At 58.0% G+C, this 14,663-nt stretch carries 17 protein-coding genes; 9 read left to right on the top strand and 8 right to left on the bottom strand.

The genetic code is table 11. The annotated features are described in order from the left end of the window. Window positions 1-43: 43 nt before the first annotated feature. Window positions 44-217 (bottom strand): hypothetical protein, encoded by a 174-nt coding sequence (locus ACYVIA_RS03030; RefSeq protein ID WP_460837771.1) that lies wholly within the window; start codon window positions 215-217, stop codon window positions 44-46. Window positions 218-471: 254 nt separating this feature from the next. Here ACYVIA_RS03030 and ACYVIA_RS03035 point away from each other — a divergent pair, with 254 nt between their 5' ends. From ACYVIA_RS03035 to thpR, 3 genes are all read left to right on the top strand, one after another. Beyond that, entirely contained in the window at window positions 472-855 is a 384-nt protein-coding gene (locus ACYVIA_RS03035) for a hypothetical protein (protein ID WP_460837772.1), read from the top strand. Window positions 856-1,119: 264 nt separating this feature from the next. Next, on the top strand, window positions 1,120-2,046 hold the full coding sequence (locus ACYVIA_RS03040) for a metallophosphoesterase family protein (RefSeq protein WP_460837774.1): 927 nt from the start codon (window positions 1,120-1,122) through the stop codon (window positions 2,044-2,046). 154 nt (window positions 2,047-2,200) lie between these two features. Then, window positions 2,201-2,776 carry an RNA 2',3'-cyclic phosphodiesterase gene (gene thpR, locus ACYVIA_RS03045; RefSeq protein WP_460837776.1) on the top strand — a complete coding sequence of 192 codons (576 nt, stop codon included), beginning with the start codon at window positions 2,201-2,203 and terminating at the stop codon, window positions 2,774-2,776. 25 nt (window positions 2,777-2,801) lie between these two features. Here thpR and tcdA read toward each other — a convergent pair whose 3' ends face one another. Continuing rightward, the gene (gene tcdA, locus ACYVIA_RS03050; RefSeq protein ID WP_460837777.1) at window positions 2,802-3,641 is read right to left on the bottom strand and encodes a tRNA cyclic N6-threonylcarbamoyladenosine(37) synthase TcdA; all 840 of its coding nucleotides are present in this window, start codon (window positions 3,639-3,641) and stop codon (window positions 2,802-2,804) included. Between the two features lie 89 nt (window positions 3,642-3,730). Between tcdA and ACYVIA_RS03055 the strand changes: the two genes are divergently transcribed. The 3 genes from ACYVIA_RS03055 to ACYVIA_RS03065 all read left to right on the top strand — a co-directional run bounded on the left by ACYVIA_RS03055 (window position 3,731) and on the right by ACYVIA_RS03065 (window position 7,056). After that, complete coding sequence (locus ACYVIA_RS03055) at window positions 3,731-4,882, top strand: MFS transporter (RefSeq protein ID WP_460837779.1); 1,152 nt, start codon at window positions 3,731-3,733, stop codon at window positions 4,880-4,882. Between the two features lie 219 nt (window positions 4,883-5,101). Then, window positions 5,102-5,737, top strand: coding sequence for a pyridoxamine 5'-phosphate oxidase (gene pdxH / locus ACYVIA_RS03060; RefSeq protein WP_460837780.1), 636 nt, complete (start codon window positions 5,102-5,104; stop codon window positions 5,735-5,737). Window positions 5,738-5,850: 113 nt separating this feature from the next. Beyond that, complete coding sequence (locus ACYVIA_RS03065) at window positions 5,851-7,056, top strand: class I SAM-dependent methyltransferase (RefSeq protein WP_460837782.1); 1,206 nt, start codon at window positions 5,851-5,853, stop codon at window positions 7,054-7,056. An 82-nt stretch (window positions 7,057-7,138) separates the two neighbouring features. Here ACYVIA_RS03065 and ACYVIA_RS03070 read toward each other — a convergent pair whose 3' ends face one another. After that, complete coding sequence (locus ACYVIA_RS03070; protein WP_460837785.1) at window positions 7,139-7,543, bottom strand: HIT family protein; 405 nt, start codon at window positions 7,541-7,543, stop codon at window positions 7,139-7,141. Then, complete coding sequence (gene msrA / locus ACYVIA_RS03075; protein WP_460837788.1) at window positions 7,540-8,088, bottom strand: peptide-methionine (S)-S-oxide reductase MsrA; 549 nt, start codon at window positions 8,086-8,088, stop codon at window positions 7,540-7,542. Before msrA ends, ACYVIA_RS03070 begins: the two co-directional genes overlap by 4 nt. A 242-nt stretch (window positions 8,089-8,330) precedes the next feature. Between msrA and ACYVIA_RS03080 the strand changes: the two genes are divergently transcribed. The 3 genes from ACYVIA_RS03080 (at window position 8,331) to ACYVIA_RS03090 (ending at window position 10,458) form a co-directional block, all read left to right on the top strand. Continuing rightward, window positions 8,331-8,840, top strand: coding sequence for a flavin reductase family protein (locus tag ACYVIA_RS03080; RefSeq protein WP_460837791.1), 510 nt, complete (start codon window positions 8,331-8,333; stop codon window positions 8,838-8,840). A gap of 73 nt (window positions 8,841-8,913) precedes the next feature. Continuing rightward, a complete protein-coding gene (locus tag ACYVIA_RS03085) occupies window positions 8,914-10,104 on the top strand; it encodes an acyl-CoA dehydrogenase (RefSeq protein WP_460837793.1) in 1,191 nt (396 codons plus the stop codon). A gap of 81 nt (window positions 10,105-10,185) precedes the next feature. Continuing rightward, the gene (locus tag ACYVIA_RS03090) at window positions 10,186-10,458 is read left to right on the top strand and encodes a SemiSWEET transporter (RefSeq protein WP_460837794.1); all 273 of its coding nucleotides are present in this window, start codon (window positions 10,186-10,188) and stop codon (window positions 10,456-10,458) included. A gap of 40 nt (window positions 10,459-10,498) precedes the next feature. Here the strand turns inward: ACYVIA_RS03090 and ACYVIA_RS03095 are convergent, their stop codons facing one another. From ACYVIA_RS03095 to purE, 4 genes are all read right to left on the bottom strand, one after another. Further along, on the bottom strand, window positions 10,499-11,584 hold the full coding sequence (locus tag ACYVIA_RS03095; RefSeq protein WP_460837796.1) for an SGNH/GDSL hydrolase family protein: 1,086 nt from the start codon (window positions 11,582-11,584) through the stop codon (window positions 10,499-10,501). Between the two features lie 297 nt (window positions 11,585-11,881). After that, on the bottom strand, window positions 11,882-12,913 hold the full coding sequence (locus ACYVIA_RS03100; protein WP_460837798.1) for an L-threonylcarbamoyladenylate synthase: 1,032 nt from the start codon (window positions 12,911-12,913) through the stop codon (window positions 11,882-11,884). Window positions 12,914-12,969: 56 nt separating this feature from the next. Further along, window positions 12,970-14,163, bottom strand: coding sequence for a 5-(carboxyamino)imidazole ribonucleotide synthase (locus ACYVIA_RS03105; RefSeq protein ID WP_460837800.1), 1,194 nt, complete (start codon window positions 14,161-14,163; stop codon window positions 12,970-12,972). After that, a complete protein-coding gene (gene purE, locus ACYVIA_RS03110) occupies window positions 14,160-14,663 on the bottom strand; it encodes a 5-(carboxyamino)imidazole ribonucleotide mutase (RefSeq protein WP_460837802.1) in 504 nt (167 codons plus the stop codon). Before purE ends, ACYVIA_RS03105 begins: the two co-directional genes overlap by 4 nt.

Consider the following 14,663-nt stretch of genomic DNA (forward strand, 5'->3'; position numbering starts at 1 on the left):
GTTCGCTTCACGCCTGGGATCAGGCGATACTAATCAGGCGATATTAACGTCCCGCTCTTTCCGGGTCGGGCCTGACGTCTTCCGGCTTGCGAACCTCATCGGGTTGAGGCTCGGCCGGCAAGCCGATGTCGTCCGTCCCCAAGGGATTGTCTCTCGTGCGTACCGCCGTTGGATCTGCCTTCTCTGTTCCTTTAGGTGGTTCTTGCTTGGTACCCATGGTCGCCTCCAATCAAAAAAATTAGACGGATCGACAATTCTTTGGTTCGAATGAAGCTGCTTAGCATACCTGTACGACAGAAATAAAATGTACGAAGTGACAACATGTTACATCCTGGTTCCAGTGGGAATTGCAGCCACATGCCGTGCGTGCCAGAAGCGCCAGAACTATCCGCAGGCCACGCCATCATATGAAAATTCCACCCTTCTACACGGCACACTGTTTGTCCCGCTGATGCGGCAGAGGAGACCCATATGGCACAGCAACCCAAGCACTGGATGAGTGAATCCGATATTGGCAGCGGCGAGAAAACGCCCGGCCAGGAAGATGTCGAGCAAGACGAGCTTGCGCTCGGCGCTTCAGAGCGCAACGCACATGCTCAGAACGCGCAGAACGCCCTCCATGACAACGGATCGTCTTCGGCTGGGCGCCTGCTGCAAAATGGCGATCACCTCGCGCGCATCCATACGCGCAAGATGCCCGACGATACGTACGAGGCGCAGGTATATGTTCGCCTTGCACGCGAGCCAGAAACCGCTGAGACATACATTCCGGCAGGAACATTTCCATCCGAAGAACAGGCTTGGGCGGCTGCCGAGGAAAGGGCAAAGAGAGCCTTCCGGGAAAACGAGTTTTAACCGCTCGCCCGGAACGAGTCGTTGATGATGCGTAAGCCGGAACGTGTGCTACCGGCACTCGATGACGCGCCACCTTTCAGACATCGAGGATGAACGCGCGTCCGGTGCAATGCACGGCAATACACTAGAATTACCCTCTCCCAACTTTCCGTCTCCAGGCTTCTTCAGGCATGCCGGCTTGTTCCTTGTCCCGTGCCGAAAAGCTGCTCGCCCTTGAGGGTATCAATGGCCGTTTCCATCAAGTTGTTCTTTAGACGCCGCCACATGGCAATCGTCGCCATGTGTGCATCAATGATTGCCCTTGGCATCCTCACTGCCTGTCAGGCCGACAAAAGCGTTCGTGAAGCAACGGCCAAGGCGATTCTCTTGCCTGGTCAAGGCATTACTGTCTTTGCGGCGGGCGATATCGCAAATTGCCGCAAGCTGCGGCCGGAGGACAGCAATGCAGCAAAAACCGCCACATTGGTGGCAAACGGATTGGCGAAGGATCCGGAGGCGGTAGTACTCACCTTGGGCGACCATACGTATCCGGTCGGACTGCTGAGCGAATTCACCGATTGCTACGATCCGACATGGGGACAATTCAAGGCGCGCACTTACCCGTCGCCCGGGAACCATGAGTACTACACGCCGCATGCAATTGGGTATTTCAGGTATTTCGGCAATGCCGCCAGTACAGAGCGCCCCGGATACTACAGCTTCAACCTAGGCAAATGGCATATCGTTTCCCTGAACAGCTACTTAAAACCGGAGCAGCACGCGGCTCAACTGGAATGGCTGAAGGCCGATCTCGCCCGGAACCAGACGCGCTGCGCGCTCGCGTTCTGGCACCACCCACGCTACAGCTCCGGCGGGCACGGCAACAACCCGCAGATCGACGATGCATGGCAAATACTTTATGCGGCGGGTGTGGAACTGCTGCTCAGTGCGCATGACCATAACTATGAGCGGTTCGCACCGCAGGACGGAAGTGGTCAACATGACGAGAAACGCGGCATCCGGCAATTTGTCGTCGGCACCGGCGGCGCGTCGCTGACACCATTGCGGTTCAGGAAACCACATAGCGAGGTCAGCGATAACTCGACTTATGGCGTACTGAAGCTCGTCCTGAAGGACATTGGCTATGAATGGGAATTCCTGCCGGTCAAAAAGGATGGCTTCAGGGACAGCGGTGCCGCGCTTTGCCATTGATCGGCTCGTGGCAATCATCGCTTGTCTAACGCTGGCCCAACGCTTGCTGAAGGCATGATTCATCGCATACGGGTGATACGATCGGTATGCCATCGTGGCATCGTGTTTTGCCGCTGTTGCGCATACTGTCGCATTTCGAGGAGATCAGAAGCACATGAATGCCAAGACAACAGATACGCTGCGCCTTTTCTTCGCCTTGTGGCCCGACGATACAACCCGGACCGCAATCCAGCAGCTGCAAGCACCGCTGCAAGGGCGGGTCATCCCTTACAGCAACCTCCATCTCACTCTTGCATTCCTCGGCCAGCAGCCGGCAGCATTGGTCGGCATGGCCAAAGACATCCTGACTCATCTCTCATCAACATCAATCTCGTTGACACTGGACCGGATGGGCTACTTTTCTCGCAACCGGATTGCGTGGGTTGGCACGCACCAGGCACCGGAGGAACTTATTGCGCTTCACAAGGAACTGGCCGATACAATGCGCGAGCGGGAGATCGCCTTCGATAGCCAGCCGTCCTTCAAGCCGCATATCACGCTTGCGCGGGACGCCGCTCCGCCGCCAGACTTGAGCTTCGAACCCATCGTCTGGCGCGCCACTCATGTTGCGCTAGTGCACTCGGTAACAAACGCAGAGGGCGCACGCTACGATGTGATCGCCTCACGTTCGCTTGATGAGGCATGCTGGACGCCGGATGAACGCGGAAATGAAGGGGAAGCTGCACAGTAAGCTGCTATGCAGGCAAGGTTGAGAGTTATTGCGGGAAGCGATTAGCCGCGGCGGCCAGCTTTTGCAGGACGCGTGCAGCCGCAACCAATCCGAAATTCGCTGTCACCACCATTGACGAGCCAAAGCCTGCGCAATTCAAACCCGTCATGCCAGCGGCATCTGTATCGACTGCACAAGCCTCACCGACCTCCGGGAAGCGCAAAGGCTCCGTCGAGAATACGGCTTCGATGCCGAACTTGTTTTTCGTGCCACGAGGAAAACCATGGTGCGCGCGCAGCCGCTTGCGGACCTTTGCAAGCAATGGTTCTTGTTCCGTGCGAGACAGGTCACGGATTTCGATTTTCGTCGGGTCGATCTGTCCACCGGCACCGCCAATCGTAACCAGTGGAATTTCCTTTTCACGGCAATAGGCGATCAACGCAGTCTTGGCCTTGACGTTGTCGATGGCGTCGATAATGTAATCGAAACGACCGCCACCAATCATCTCCTCAAGATTGTCAGGCGTGATGAAATCCTCAACTTCGGTGACACGGCAATATGGATTGATCTGTGCAATACGCTCTGCCAGCGCGGTGACCTTGGCTTTGCCGAGTGTGTTGCTTAATGCCTGGATCTGGCGATTGATATTCGACTCTGCAACATTATCAAGATCGATCATCGTGATGTTGCCAATCGCGCTTCTTGCCAATGCTTCCACTACCCACGAACCCACGCCACCAACACCGATGACGCAGACCTGTGCTGTACGAAACCGCTCAAGTGCTGCCGGGCCATACAAGCGTGCGATGCCGCCGAAACGACGGTCAAAGTCGATATCGTTATCAGAAATTTCAGGGAGCGAAGCGAGAGAAATAATTGCGTTCATCCCGCTATTTTAACGGAGGGCAATACGCTATATTTCCCGTTGGAATGTTTTTTCTTGATGAGCGGCCACTGTGCCGACCGTAGTCTTTCGTGTTCCCCTCCACACTGCTGTTGCAGCTGATCCTGGTGTCGCTGACCGCGCATATCGCACTTGCGGGATCGCGTGTTACCACTTCGCTATATGCGATTTCGCTGCATGCGTCAGAATTGACTATCGGGATCCTGATTTCCTTGTTTGCACTGTTTCCCATGCTGTTTGCCGTTACAGCAGGAAAGGTGATTGACCGCATCGGTATCGCGCGCCCCATGCTTGCAGGTGGTGTGGCAATGGCCATCGGCTGTGCATTGCCGGGGTACGTAAGCGGCCTGCCAATTCTCTATTTCGCCACGCTGCTGATCGGGACGGGATTCATGGTGATCCAGGTAGCAGCGCAGCATAGCGTAGGCGCGATGAGCAGCACGGAAAGACGGGCGGCAAACTTCAACTGGCTCGCCTTGGGCTTTTCGATCTCGGGTTTCTGCGGCCCGGTACTTGCCGGCCTGATCATCGATCGTGCACAGCACAGTAACGCTTATCTGGCCTTTGGCGGTTTTGCGCTGGCAGCATTGCTGCTGATCGGCTTTGGGCGATTGCGGCACATCCATCCCGGCACGCATGAAGAAAACCTGCATGCGAAAAGCGCGCTTGATCTGCTGCGACACGCGGACATGCGGCGCATCTACGTCGTCGGCACTCTGCTCTCCTCGGCATGGGATCTGTTCACCTTTGTGTTGCCGATCCAGGGTGCTCACCTCGGCTTCTCGGCATCCACCATTGGTTTTATCCTTGGATGCTTTTCTGCCGCGACATTCGGTGTACGCCTGATCATGCCATGGATCTCTCGGCGCATGACGGAATGGCAGATCCTTACTGCCGCGCTGATGCTGGCTGCCGTCTGCTATCTGTTGTTCCCGCTGATGCAGCGCCCAAGTTCCATCGTCGTCATCGCCGCAATGCTCGGTGTTGCCGTTGGATCAAGCCAGCCCAACGTGCTCGCACTGCTGCACCATACAGCTCCCGCAGGTCGTGCAGGCGAGGCGGTCGGCGTGCGCGTCACCATTGGGAATGCATGCCAGGTTTTTCTGCCCTTGGCATTCGGCGGCGCCGGCATGGCTCTCGGACTGCCGGCCGTGTTCTGGGGAATGGCGGTGATGATCGGAGCAGGCGTGCCCTTCGTCCGGCGGAAACCCGGTGATCGGTAAGTATCACCGCCAGCTCTACTGCTACACGCGAAACGTGCTGCGAAAATTGATATAAAACAAGGCATCGCCGCTGTCGCGTCTTATTTTTAAATAATATCGGACATGTTTGCGTGTAAATTTGTGTCGCCGCTTGTTTAGCGTAAAAATGATGCTTGCCATGCATTGCCGATCAAGGAACGCACATCTGGCAACACCACCACACAATACACAGGGAAGAATATGTCGATAGCGGATTTACGAACAGAATACAGCCGTGCCAGCCTGTCGGAAGAGGATGTCCATCCGGATCCGATCGAGCAGTTTTCGAAATGGTTCGGTGAAGCCATTTCGGCCCAGGTGCCGGAAGCAAATGCCATGACCGTTGCCACCGTCAACGCACAAGGGCGTCCGTCGTCGCGCATTCTCCTGATCAAGGAATTCGACCAGCGTGGTTTTACATTCTTCACCAACTACCAGAGCCGCAAGGGGCAGGAATTGCTCGACAATCCCCATGCTGCGTTGCTGTTCTTCTGGATCGAACTGGAGCGCCAGGTCCGTATTGAAGGCCGCGTCGAACGCATCTCCGCGGCCGAAAACGACAGCTACTTCCAGAGCCGCCCCTTGATGAGCCGCCTGGGTGCCATCGCTTCTGCGCAAAGCCAACCGGTGGCAAGCCGCGAAGCGCTCGAGACAAAGTTTGCGCAAGTCGAAAAGCAGTATGGCGACCATCCGACACGCCCGGACCACTGGGGCGGTTTCAGGCTGGTGCCGGATTACCTGGAATTCTGGCAAGGCCGCCCATCGCGTCTGCACGACCGCATCGCCTATACGCAGCAGCCCGACGGTAGCTGGCAGCGGCAACGACTGCAGCCGTAACGCGCGTTTCTTTTGCAGTCACCAGCTCTGCTTTCGGAACGCTTCCCGCGTGTCCGAAAGCCAGCTCATGCCTCGCTCGATGGTTCCGTTAAATCTTTTTTCGGAGGTGCATCGTGTTTTGGGAAAAGAAGCTCGTTAGCTGGGTTGATAGCATTCGCGACCAGACTGCACTGCCACTGCGGCTTGAGTTATGGAATGGTCAACAGGTCGATTTCGACCGCCATGCACCGAAGGTAACGATAAGGGTGCCCAAAGCAACAGCACTCGGTTACCTGCTGCGACCGTCTCTGTTCAACCTAGGCAAAGCGTATGTGGAAGGCGAAATCGAGGTCGAGGGACGCGCGCATGAAATCATCTCTGTCGGCAATGCACTCGCAAGACATTCGCTCAAACCCGAAGGCAAATTTGCCCGCATTGTACGCAACACGCATCACTCCAAGAAGAAAGACGAAGAAGCCATTCGCTACCACTACGATGTCTCCAACGACTTCTATCGCCTGTGGCTGGACGAGAACATGGTCTACTCCTGCGCCTACTTCGAACAGGGTACGGAAAGCCTGGACGAGGCGCAGCTCAAAAAGATCGATCACATCCTGACCAAGATCCGGCTGCGCCCGGGACAGACGCTGCTGGATATCGGGTGCGGCTGGGGCGCGCTGGTGTTGCGGGCGGCGCAGAAGTTTGGCGCACAATGCGTCGGCACCACCTTGTCGCAAAATCAGCTTGAGCTGGCGAGGGAGCGTATCGCGCGCGCGGGCCTGACTGAACGTGTCGAGATACGGCTGGAAGATTACCGTGATACCAAAGGCCGATTCGATCGGATCACCAGCGTAGGCATGTTCGAGCACGTAGGCGCCAGGCATCTGCCGGATTATTTTGCCAGAATCCGTTCCCTGCTCGCAGACGACGGCATGGTAATGAACCACGGCATCACAACGACAGATTTCAATAACGGTGAAACTGCCTACGGTGGCGGCGAATTCATCGACCAGTATGTCTTTCCGCATGGTGAGCTGCAGCATGTCGGCAGCGTGCTGCGCGCCATGCAGGAAGGCGGACTGGAAGTCTTCGACGTCGAGAACCTGCGCCGTCATTACGCAAGGACGTGCAGCATCTGGGCGGAAAATTTCGAGGAACATGCCGAACAGATCAGGGCACTGGTGGATGACCGCCGCTTCCGTATCTGGCGGGTATACCTCGCCGGTTGCGCCTACGCCTTCGCACAGGACTGGATCTCCCTGTATCAGGTAGTGTGCACAAAGGCAGGCTGCGCTCCATCGGAGCTGCCATGGTCACGCCGCTATATGTACCTGCACTGACAGAAAGTCAGTCAAAAATTCAGTCACTTGATCGCAGGCAAAAGCGCCGGACGTAGACGAAGCAGGCATGCCGGGGAGGCAATCAGTCCAGCACGATCCTTGCCGCATATTCCCGCAGCTTGTTCATGCCGGGCTCCTTGCGCGGCCATGTAAGGCCGACGCCATCGTTTTCGTATCGAGGTAACACGTGCAAATGCAAGTGCGGCACCGTTTGCCAACCGGCCGGCCGGTTCGCTTGCAGGATCGTCATGCCATCCGGATTGAAGGCCTTCTGCACCGCTTTCGCGATCTTCGCCGCGGCACGCATCATGGCAGCAGCCGATTCTTCATCCGCATCCATCAGCGTTTCATATGGCTGCTTCGTCGCGACAAGAACGTGTCCCGGATTGACCTGGCCGGCATCCATGAAGGCAAACACCAGCTCGTCCTCATACACTTTGACACTCGGGATCTCGCCTCGCAGGATCCTGGAAAAAACGGAGGTCATGCAGCTCCCTCGCTTTCCGGCTTGACCTTGTCCGAAAAGACTTTCCGGAATTTCGCCAGCTTCGGCGCGACGACGAAGGCGCAGTAGCCCTGCAGCGGATGCTGGCGGAAATAGTTCTGGTGATAGTCCTCTGCCTTGTAAAACGTTTGCGCCGGGCTGAGTTCGGTCACGATGGGCGCATCCCAGACATTGGCCATGCATGCGATGACATGCCGTGCCGTCTCCTGCTGCTCGGGCGACTGAAAGTAGATGGCGGAACGGTACTGCGTGCCGACGTCATTGCCTTGCCGGTTCAGCGTCGTCGGGTCGTGGATGGTGAAAAAGATTTCAAGGATTTCGCGATAGCTGACGACGTCCGGGTCAAACTCGATACGGACCACTTCTGCGTGACCGGTTGTACCGTCACACACCTGCTCATAAGTCGGGTGTGGCACATGCCCGCCGGTATAGCCGGACTCCACCTGCTGCACGCCCTTCAGTTCCTGATAGACCGCTTCCAGACACCAGAAGCATCCTCCGCCGAGTGTTGCTGTTTCGGTAGCCATGACTCGCTCCATTCCGTTATGACATGACTTTAACGCAAACAAATAGGGCTGCCTATGCGATTTACTTAAAGTGACTCAACTTTCACACATTGTTTTTGCATCAACTTTTATCCTCCAATCAAGGCCATCAAATGCCTGCGATAAGCGGATCGCTGCATTCCCGTACGGGACGCCCACTGCCCTGCCCGGCCGTCATGCAAACCTCTTTTTCGGCATAATGACAAAAATTCTCTGGATCTTCGATGTCTACACCGTCTTCTAGCGCGGACCCGCCGCAGTTCGATACGCGCCATTTTCGCAACGCGTTGTCCCAATTTGCCACCGGCGTGACTGTCATTACCACACGCCTGCCTGATGGCAGCTTTCTTGGCCTGACTGCCAGCTCCTTCAATTCCGTCTCGCTCGACCCGCCACTGGTGTTGTGGAGCCTGTCACAGAGTGCGAGCAGCCTGCCGGTATTTACCGGCAATTCCCACTATGTGATCAATGTCCTGGCCGGCGACCAGGCCGCGCTCGCCGAGCGCTTTGCCATGCGCATCGAAAACCGGTTCGAGGGCGTCGATTTCGATCTGTCGTACACCGGCCTGCCCATACTGAAGGGCGCGGCTGCATGGTTCGAATGCCATAATCGCAGTCGCTATCCCGAAGGAGACCATGTCATCTTTGTCGGCGAGGTGGAGCGCTGCGATGTGGCGCCGCAGCCGGCACTGGTTTTTCATGGCGGGAGATTCGTCTCGACGGCGCCGCGTTAAACATTGCCTGCCGAAAGGGACCTTCGCACCAACCGGGGCTTCCTGCCCCAGCATAACGACAAAGGGATTCAGGATGACCACGAAAAAACCGACCGCGCAATTCCAATGGGACGACCCGCTGCTGCTGGACCAGCAACTGACCAATGAAGAACGCATGGTGCGCGATGCCGCCAAGGCGTATTGCCAGGACAAGCTGGACCCGCGCGTGCTGGAAGCCTTCCGCCACGAAAAAACCGACCCCGCGATCTTCCGTGAAATGGGCGAACTCGGCCTGTTGGGCCCGACCATCCCCGAACAGTACGGCGGCCCCGGCCTGAACTACGTCAGCTACGGCCTGATCGCGCGCGAAGTCGAACGGGTCGACTCCGGCTACCGCTCGATGATGAGCGTGCAAAGCTCGCTGGTGATGGTGCCGATCTATGAATTCGGCAATGAACAGACGAAACAGAAATACCTGCCGAAGCTCGCTACCGGCGAATGGATCGGCTGCTTCGGCCTGACTGAGCCGAACCATGGTTCCGATCCGGGCTCGATGGTCACCCGCGCCAAGAAAGTGCCCGGCGGCTACAGTCTGACCGGCAGCAAGATGTGGATCTCCAATTCCCCGATTGCCGACGTGTTCGTCGTGTGGGCCAAGGATGACGAAGGGGCGATCCGCGGCTTCGTGCTGGAGAGAGGCTGGAAAGGACTCTCCGCACCGGCGATCCACGGCAAGGTCGGCCTGCGCGCATCGATTACCGGCGAGATCGTGATGGATGACGTGTTTTGCCCGGAAGAAAACGCGTTCCCGGGAGTGCGTGGCTTGAAAGGCCCGTTCACCTGCCTGAATTCCGCGCGGTACGGCATTGCATGGGGCGCCTTGGGTGCGGCGGAAGACTGCTGGTTCCGTGCGCGCCAGTATGTGCTCGACCGCAAGCAGTTCGGCAAGCCGCTGGCGGCGAACCAGCTGATCCAGAAGAAGCTGGCCGATATGCAAACCGAAATCACGCTCGGCCTGCAGGGCTGTTTACGGCTGGGACGAATGAAAGATGAGGGAACTGCCGCAGTCGAAATCACGTCAATGCTGAAGCGCAACTCCTGTGGCAAGGCGCTCGAAGTCGCACGCCTCGCCCGTGACATGCTGGGCGGGAACGGCATCTCCGATGAATTTGGCGTGATCCGTCACATGGTGAACCTGGAAGTGGTGAATACCTACGAAGGCACGCATGACATCCATGCACTGATCCTCGGGCGTGCCCAGACCGGCATCCAAGCCTTTCAATAGCGATACCGTTGCGTCTTGTATGAACCCTGCGGCGAGGCTCGGCCGCGGGGCGATCAAGCCTGATTCAATGTACTGACAAGAATGCTTCTTAACGATATCAGCCATCTGGCCAATCTGATTGGTGCAGTGGCCGCCACCCTCACCACCATTGCCTTCATCCCCCAGGCTTTGCTTACCTGGAAAACACGCCGCGCTGAGGGCGTCTCACTCGGCATGTACAGCCTGTTTACTACTGGCGTCGCCTTGTGGCTGCTGTATGGGCTGCTGATCGGTGCATGGCCGGTCATCATTGCCAACGTATTCACACTGGCGCTGGCGTTGTTCATCATTACGATGAAACTGCGCTTCGGATAGCACACACTCTTCGCGCAATCCTCGGCGCAGCTTCCCGCGGTCAGAGCCACCCTCGTTTGCCCATTTCAGTCGCCACCAGATCTGCGAGCAACTTATAGCCGTACGGTGTCGGATGCACGCCATCGGCATACTGGAAGTTGTCGTTCGCTCCCGCAACCGGCGTTGACTTGGTGCACACCAGTGACGAGCCGAGCGGGTTTTTCGCGGGCGTCAAGTCGCATGCCGGAGCTGTAACATTGCTCAGCCCATAGCGAGATGGATTGGCATTCTGGTCGCGGCTTACCGTATACGCATCGACAAGCAGTACATCCTCCGCACCGTCAAGACCCTGCTGCAGCTGCGTGTTAAACGTTGTCACCATACTGGTAATCAAGGCCTGCGATCCGGTGTCGCTCGCAAATGCAGGTGTCTTGGCGATATCCGGCAGGTTGACCACAGCGACGTATCGCGCGCCTTTCCCGACGATCTGATTCTTCACATAGCCCGCCAGCTCAGCTCCGGCCGTCGCCATCGCCGTCACCGCCGCTGTCGCCGCCGCTGCCTCGTCGCCGCCCGCAGCGACGGTCGCACTCACCGTATTTGCCTGAATGAAGACATCGTTACCACCCGCCATGACAAACACAATTTCATTACCACTGAATCGGCCGCCTTTTGATGTCAGATGATTTTGGATCTGAGTCGCAACAGGTACTGTCAATTGACCAAGTACCGCATTGGCACCGCCAAGCGCCTTGTTACCCGGGCCCACCGGGTTCGTGACGCGGGCGCCACCCTGCGCATACGCTGTGCAGTTCGTGTGATTCGTGATCGGGACGAAAAATCCTTGCGCCGGGTCACCCTCGAGACCGGTTTGCGCCGCACAAGGGGCACTCAGGTTCAATCGCGTCGCCATGAGCTCGATCCATATCCTGGCGTCCGGTGCATTGATCGTATATTTGCCGCCGCCAAGCGCCTTGACCGTACCGGCTGCGTAAGTGCCGACATCGCTCAGGCTGTCCCCAAAGGACACGAGTGCGTTGAATTGCGGCGGGTTGTTGAATTGCGGGACATTGTTACTACTGCCTCCTCCGCATGCAACCAATACTGCGCTCGTAGTCAGTATTGCAGCCAGATGAAATCGGCGCATGTTCTCTCCTCTCATTGGTTTTTATATGTGCTTCGAACAGACGACCTGGAAGCGCTTGTTCGACTCGCCGTCGTCATTGGACAACATACTTGCATGCATGACGACGGCTTGAATGAGGATCAAACGATGAGAAGATTTTCTGAAGGCAATGCAGTGCACTATGACTTGGACAGGCGGTATGCGCACCCAAGGAAGCCGCTGAAGCCGAGAGTGTTACTGCAGATAGTGATAGTGATCAGCGCGCACGCAAAGGGCTCGTGAACGATACTCGACCAGGACAACGATAGCTGGCCGGTCTCAGGCCAGAAGCCGGTCCAGCACACCCCGGGAATCGTGCGCTGCGCGTCGCAGACGGTCGTTCACGCCCTGCCACTGTGCATTATCGGCCGGTGGCGCCTCGACGACGATAATGTCCGCCTTGGCGGCATCCATGGCGCGTAGCGCTGCATACAACTCATGTGCATAGCCAGTCGGGTCTGGCGGCAAACCAAGCTGTGTAATGGCCGAAGGCGATCCACCGCTGACCCGGCTGATCAGGGCAAACCGTCTGCCTCGGGATGAGAGGCGCGCAAGCGTGCTGCCCAGTTCCGCCGCACTGACCAGGGCGACCGGCGTGCTCGGCGCATAGTGGGCGTCAAGCGTGCCGGAAGCGCGGGGTGCGGCCGCATCCGGCATGCGCGGCTCAATGCCGATCACATCGGCAATACGCGCGGCGCTGATATGCCCGGGCCGCAGCAATACCGGACCGTGAGTCGTCATGCGCGACAGATCCAGGATTGTCGATTCGATGCCGACTTCGCTTTGGCCGCCATCGAGTATGCAACTGACCATGCTTCCGGGACCCGTCCCGAACTCGTCTCGCACATGCTGGGCCGTCGTCGGGCTGACATGACCGAATTTGTTGGCCGACGGAGCAGCGACGCCGCCTTTTCCTGCCTTGAATGCGTGCAGCAGTGCCTGTGCCACCGGATGTGACGGGCAGCGCAAGCCGATGGAATCCTGGCCGCCCGATACCGCGTCGGGAACGTGGGCAGCACGTTTGAGAATAAGTGTCAGCGGCCCCGGCCAGAACGCATTGATCAGCATGCGTGCCTGTTCCGGAATGTCTTCTGCCCAGCAGGAGATGTCCGCACCGGGCGCGAGATGCACGATGACCGGATGGTTTGACGGACGGCCCTTGGCGGCGTAGATCTTTGCCACCGCCTGCGGGTTTTCTGCATCGGCGCCGAGCCCGTAGACCGTCTCGGTCGGAAAAGCGACCAACTCCCCCTGTTCCAGTTTTTGTGCGGCAGCCTGAATGGCATGCAAATCCAATGTCAAATCAGGCATGACGCGGCATCCGTCAAAGGGTAATTAAGGATCAATTAAAGGGCGATTCGGGGCGATCAAGTGGCGATGCCAAGAATGCCGCAAGCGGCACGCAAGCTGGCCTGCGCCTGCTCGAGGGACGGTGCGACAAATGTCACATGGCCCATCTTGCGGCCGGGACGTGCATCGTCTTTGCCGTACAGGTGCAGATTCGCTCCCGGCAGCGCAAGGACTCTGTCCCAGGCGGGTTCACGCGGCTGGTCGCTGCCATTCTCAAACCATACATCGCCCAGGATGTTGAGCATGACAGCCGGTGAATGCTGGTGCACCTCGCCCAACGGCATGCGCGCCATTGCGCGTGCCTGCTGTGCAAACTGGCTGGTGACACAGGCATCGATCGTGTAGTGGCCGCTGTTGTGCGGGCGCGGCGCCATCTCATTAACGACCAGAGAACCGTCCTGCAGCACGAAAAACTCGATGCACAACACGCCGACATAGCCCATCTGGGCAATGATGGAAAGCGCGGCGGCCTGCGCCTTGGCGGCGGACTCCGGGCATACGTTCGGGCCCGGGACGGTGGTCGTGAACAGAATGCCGTCACGATGCACGTTCTCGGCAATCGGATACACGACGGACTGCCCGTCTGCACCGCGTGCGGTCAGCACCGAGATTTCGTATGCCAGCGGCAGCATTTTCTCGAGCACGCAAGTGACATTCTTCATGTCTGCAAGTGCCGCGCGAACGTCATCTCGACTCCTCACCCGAACCTGCCCCTTGCCGTCATAACCGAGACGGGCAGTTTTCAGGATGCCCGGAAAGAGCTCATCCGGGATGGTGTCGATGTCGCTCGCCGAGGCGATGATCTTATACGGTGCTGGCAGCACGCCGGAACTTGGCGCGCACTCCGTGAAGAAACGTTTTTCCTCGATACGATCCTGTGCGATGGAAACGCACGAGGCTTCCGGTGCGACAAAGGTTCGCTCGGCCAGGAACGCAAGGCTCTCTGCCGGCACGTTTTCGAACTCGGTGGTCACGGCGACGCACTGGTCTGCCAGTTCCTTCAGTGCCGCTTCATCCTTGTAGTCGGCACAGATCAGGTGATCCGCTGCATGCCCGGCGGGACAATCGCGTGCTGGCTCGAGCACCGCCACCTTGTAACCCATCTTTTGCGCCGCATGCACGAACATGCGCCCGAGCTGGCCGCCCCCCATCACGCCCAGCCAGGTCGCCGGAGAAGCGGAAGGAAGAAAAGGATGATTCTTGTCGCTCATGCTGGCAATGTCATTGCAAGGGCTGCCTGGTTCTGCTTGACGCGGAATTCCTGCAGGCGCGCAGCCAGTTGATCGTCTGTTGTTGCGAGGATCGCAATCGCAGTTAATGCAGCATTCGCTGCGCCCGCCTCGCCGATCGCAAAAGTCGAAACCGGAATCCCTTTGGGCATCTGTACGATCGACAGCAACGAGTCTTCGCCACGCAGGTATTTCGACGGCACGGGCACGCCAAGCACCGGTACGATGGTTTTCGCCGCCACCATGCCCGGCAGGTGCGCTGCGCCGCCTGCGCCGGCAATGATCGCGCGCAGGCCGCGGTCGCATGCGGACTCTGCATAGGCGAACATCTGGTCGGGCATGCGATGTGCCGAAATGACGCGCGCCTCATGCGGAATGCCGAAATCCTTCAGCATCGCCACCGCATGCTGCATCACGTCCCAGTCCGAAGACGATCCCATGATCACGCCGACCAGCGGCTTTTCTGCGTTGCCTGCGCTCAT

The organism is Noviherbaspirillum agri (genome assembly GCF_054780595.1).

What these genes read in the sequence shown, in the direction of transcription:
- ACYVIA_RS03090 (WP_460837794.1), top strand. Translation starts at nt 10,186, where the DNA reads ATGCTTCTTAACGATATCAGCCATCTGGCCAATCTGATTGGTGCAGTG.
- pdxH (WP_460837780.1), top strand. Translation starts at nt 5,102, where the DNA reads ATGTCGATAGCGGATTTACGAACAGAATACAGCCGTGCCAGCCTGTCG.
- ACYVIA_RS03085 (WP_460837793.1), top strand. Translation starts at nt 8,914, where the DNA reads ATGACCACGAAAAAACCGACCGCGCAATTCCAATGGGACGACCCGCTG.
- ACYVIA_RS03080 (WP_460837791.1), top strand. Translation starts at nt 8,331, where the DNA reads ATGTCTACACCGTCTTCTAGCGCGGACCCGCCGCAGTTCGATACGCGC.
- ACYVIA_RS03095 (WP_460837796.1), bottom strand. Translation starts at nt 11,584, where the DNA reads ATGCGCCGATTTCATCTGGCTGCAATACTGACTACGAGCGCAGTATTG.
- ACYVIA_RS03105 (WP_460837800.1), bottom strand. Translation starts at nt 14,163, where the DNA reads ATGAGCGACAAGAATCATCCTTTTCTTCCTTCCGCTTCTCCGGCGACC.
- ACYVIA_RS03070 (WP_460837785.1), bottom strand. Translation starts at nt 7,543, where the DNA reads ATGACCTCCGTTTTTTCCAGGATCCTGCGAGGCGAGATCCCGAGTGTC.
- ACYVIA_RS03040 (WP_460837774.1), top strand. Translation starts at nt 1,120, where the DNA reads ATGGCAATCGTCGCCATGTGTGCATCAATGATTGCCCTTGGCATCCTC.
- ACYVIA_RS03030 (WP_460837771.1), bottom strand. Translation starts at nt 217, where the DNA reads ATGGGTACCAAGCAAGAACCACCTAAAGGAACAGAGAAGGCAGATCCA.
- thpR (WP_460837776.1), top strand. Translation starts at nt 2,201, where the DNA reads ATGAATGCCAAGACAACAGATACGCTGCGCCTTTTCTTCGCCTTGTGG.
- tcdA (WP_460837777.1), bottom strand. Translation starts at nt 3,641, where the DNA reads ATGAACGCAATTATTTCTCTCGCTTCGCTCCCTGAAATTTCTGATAAC.
- purE (WP_460837802.1), bottom strand. Translation starts at nt 14,663, where the DNA reads ATGAGCGCAGGCAACGCAGAAAAGCCGCTGGTCGGCGTGATCATGGGA.
- ACYVIA_RS03035 (WP_460837772.1), top strand. Translation starts at nt 472, where the DNA reads ATGGCACAGCAACCCAAGCACTGGATGAGTGAATCCGATATTGGCAGC.
- msrA (WP_460837788.1), bottom strand. Translation starts at nt 8,088, where the DNA reads ATGGCTACCGAAACAGCAACACTCGGCGGAGGATGCTTCTGGTGTCTG.
- ACYVIA_RS03100 (WP_460837798.1), bottom strand. Translation starts at nt 12,913, where the DNA reads ATGCCTGATTTGACATTGGATTTGCATGCCATTCAGGCTGCCGCACAA.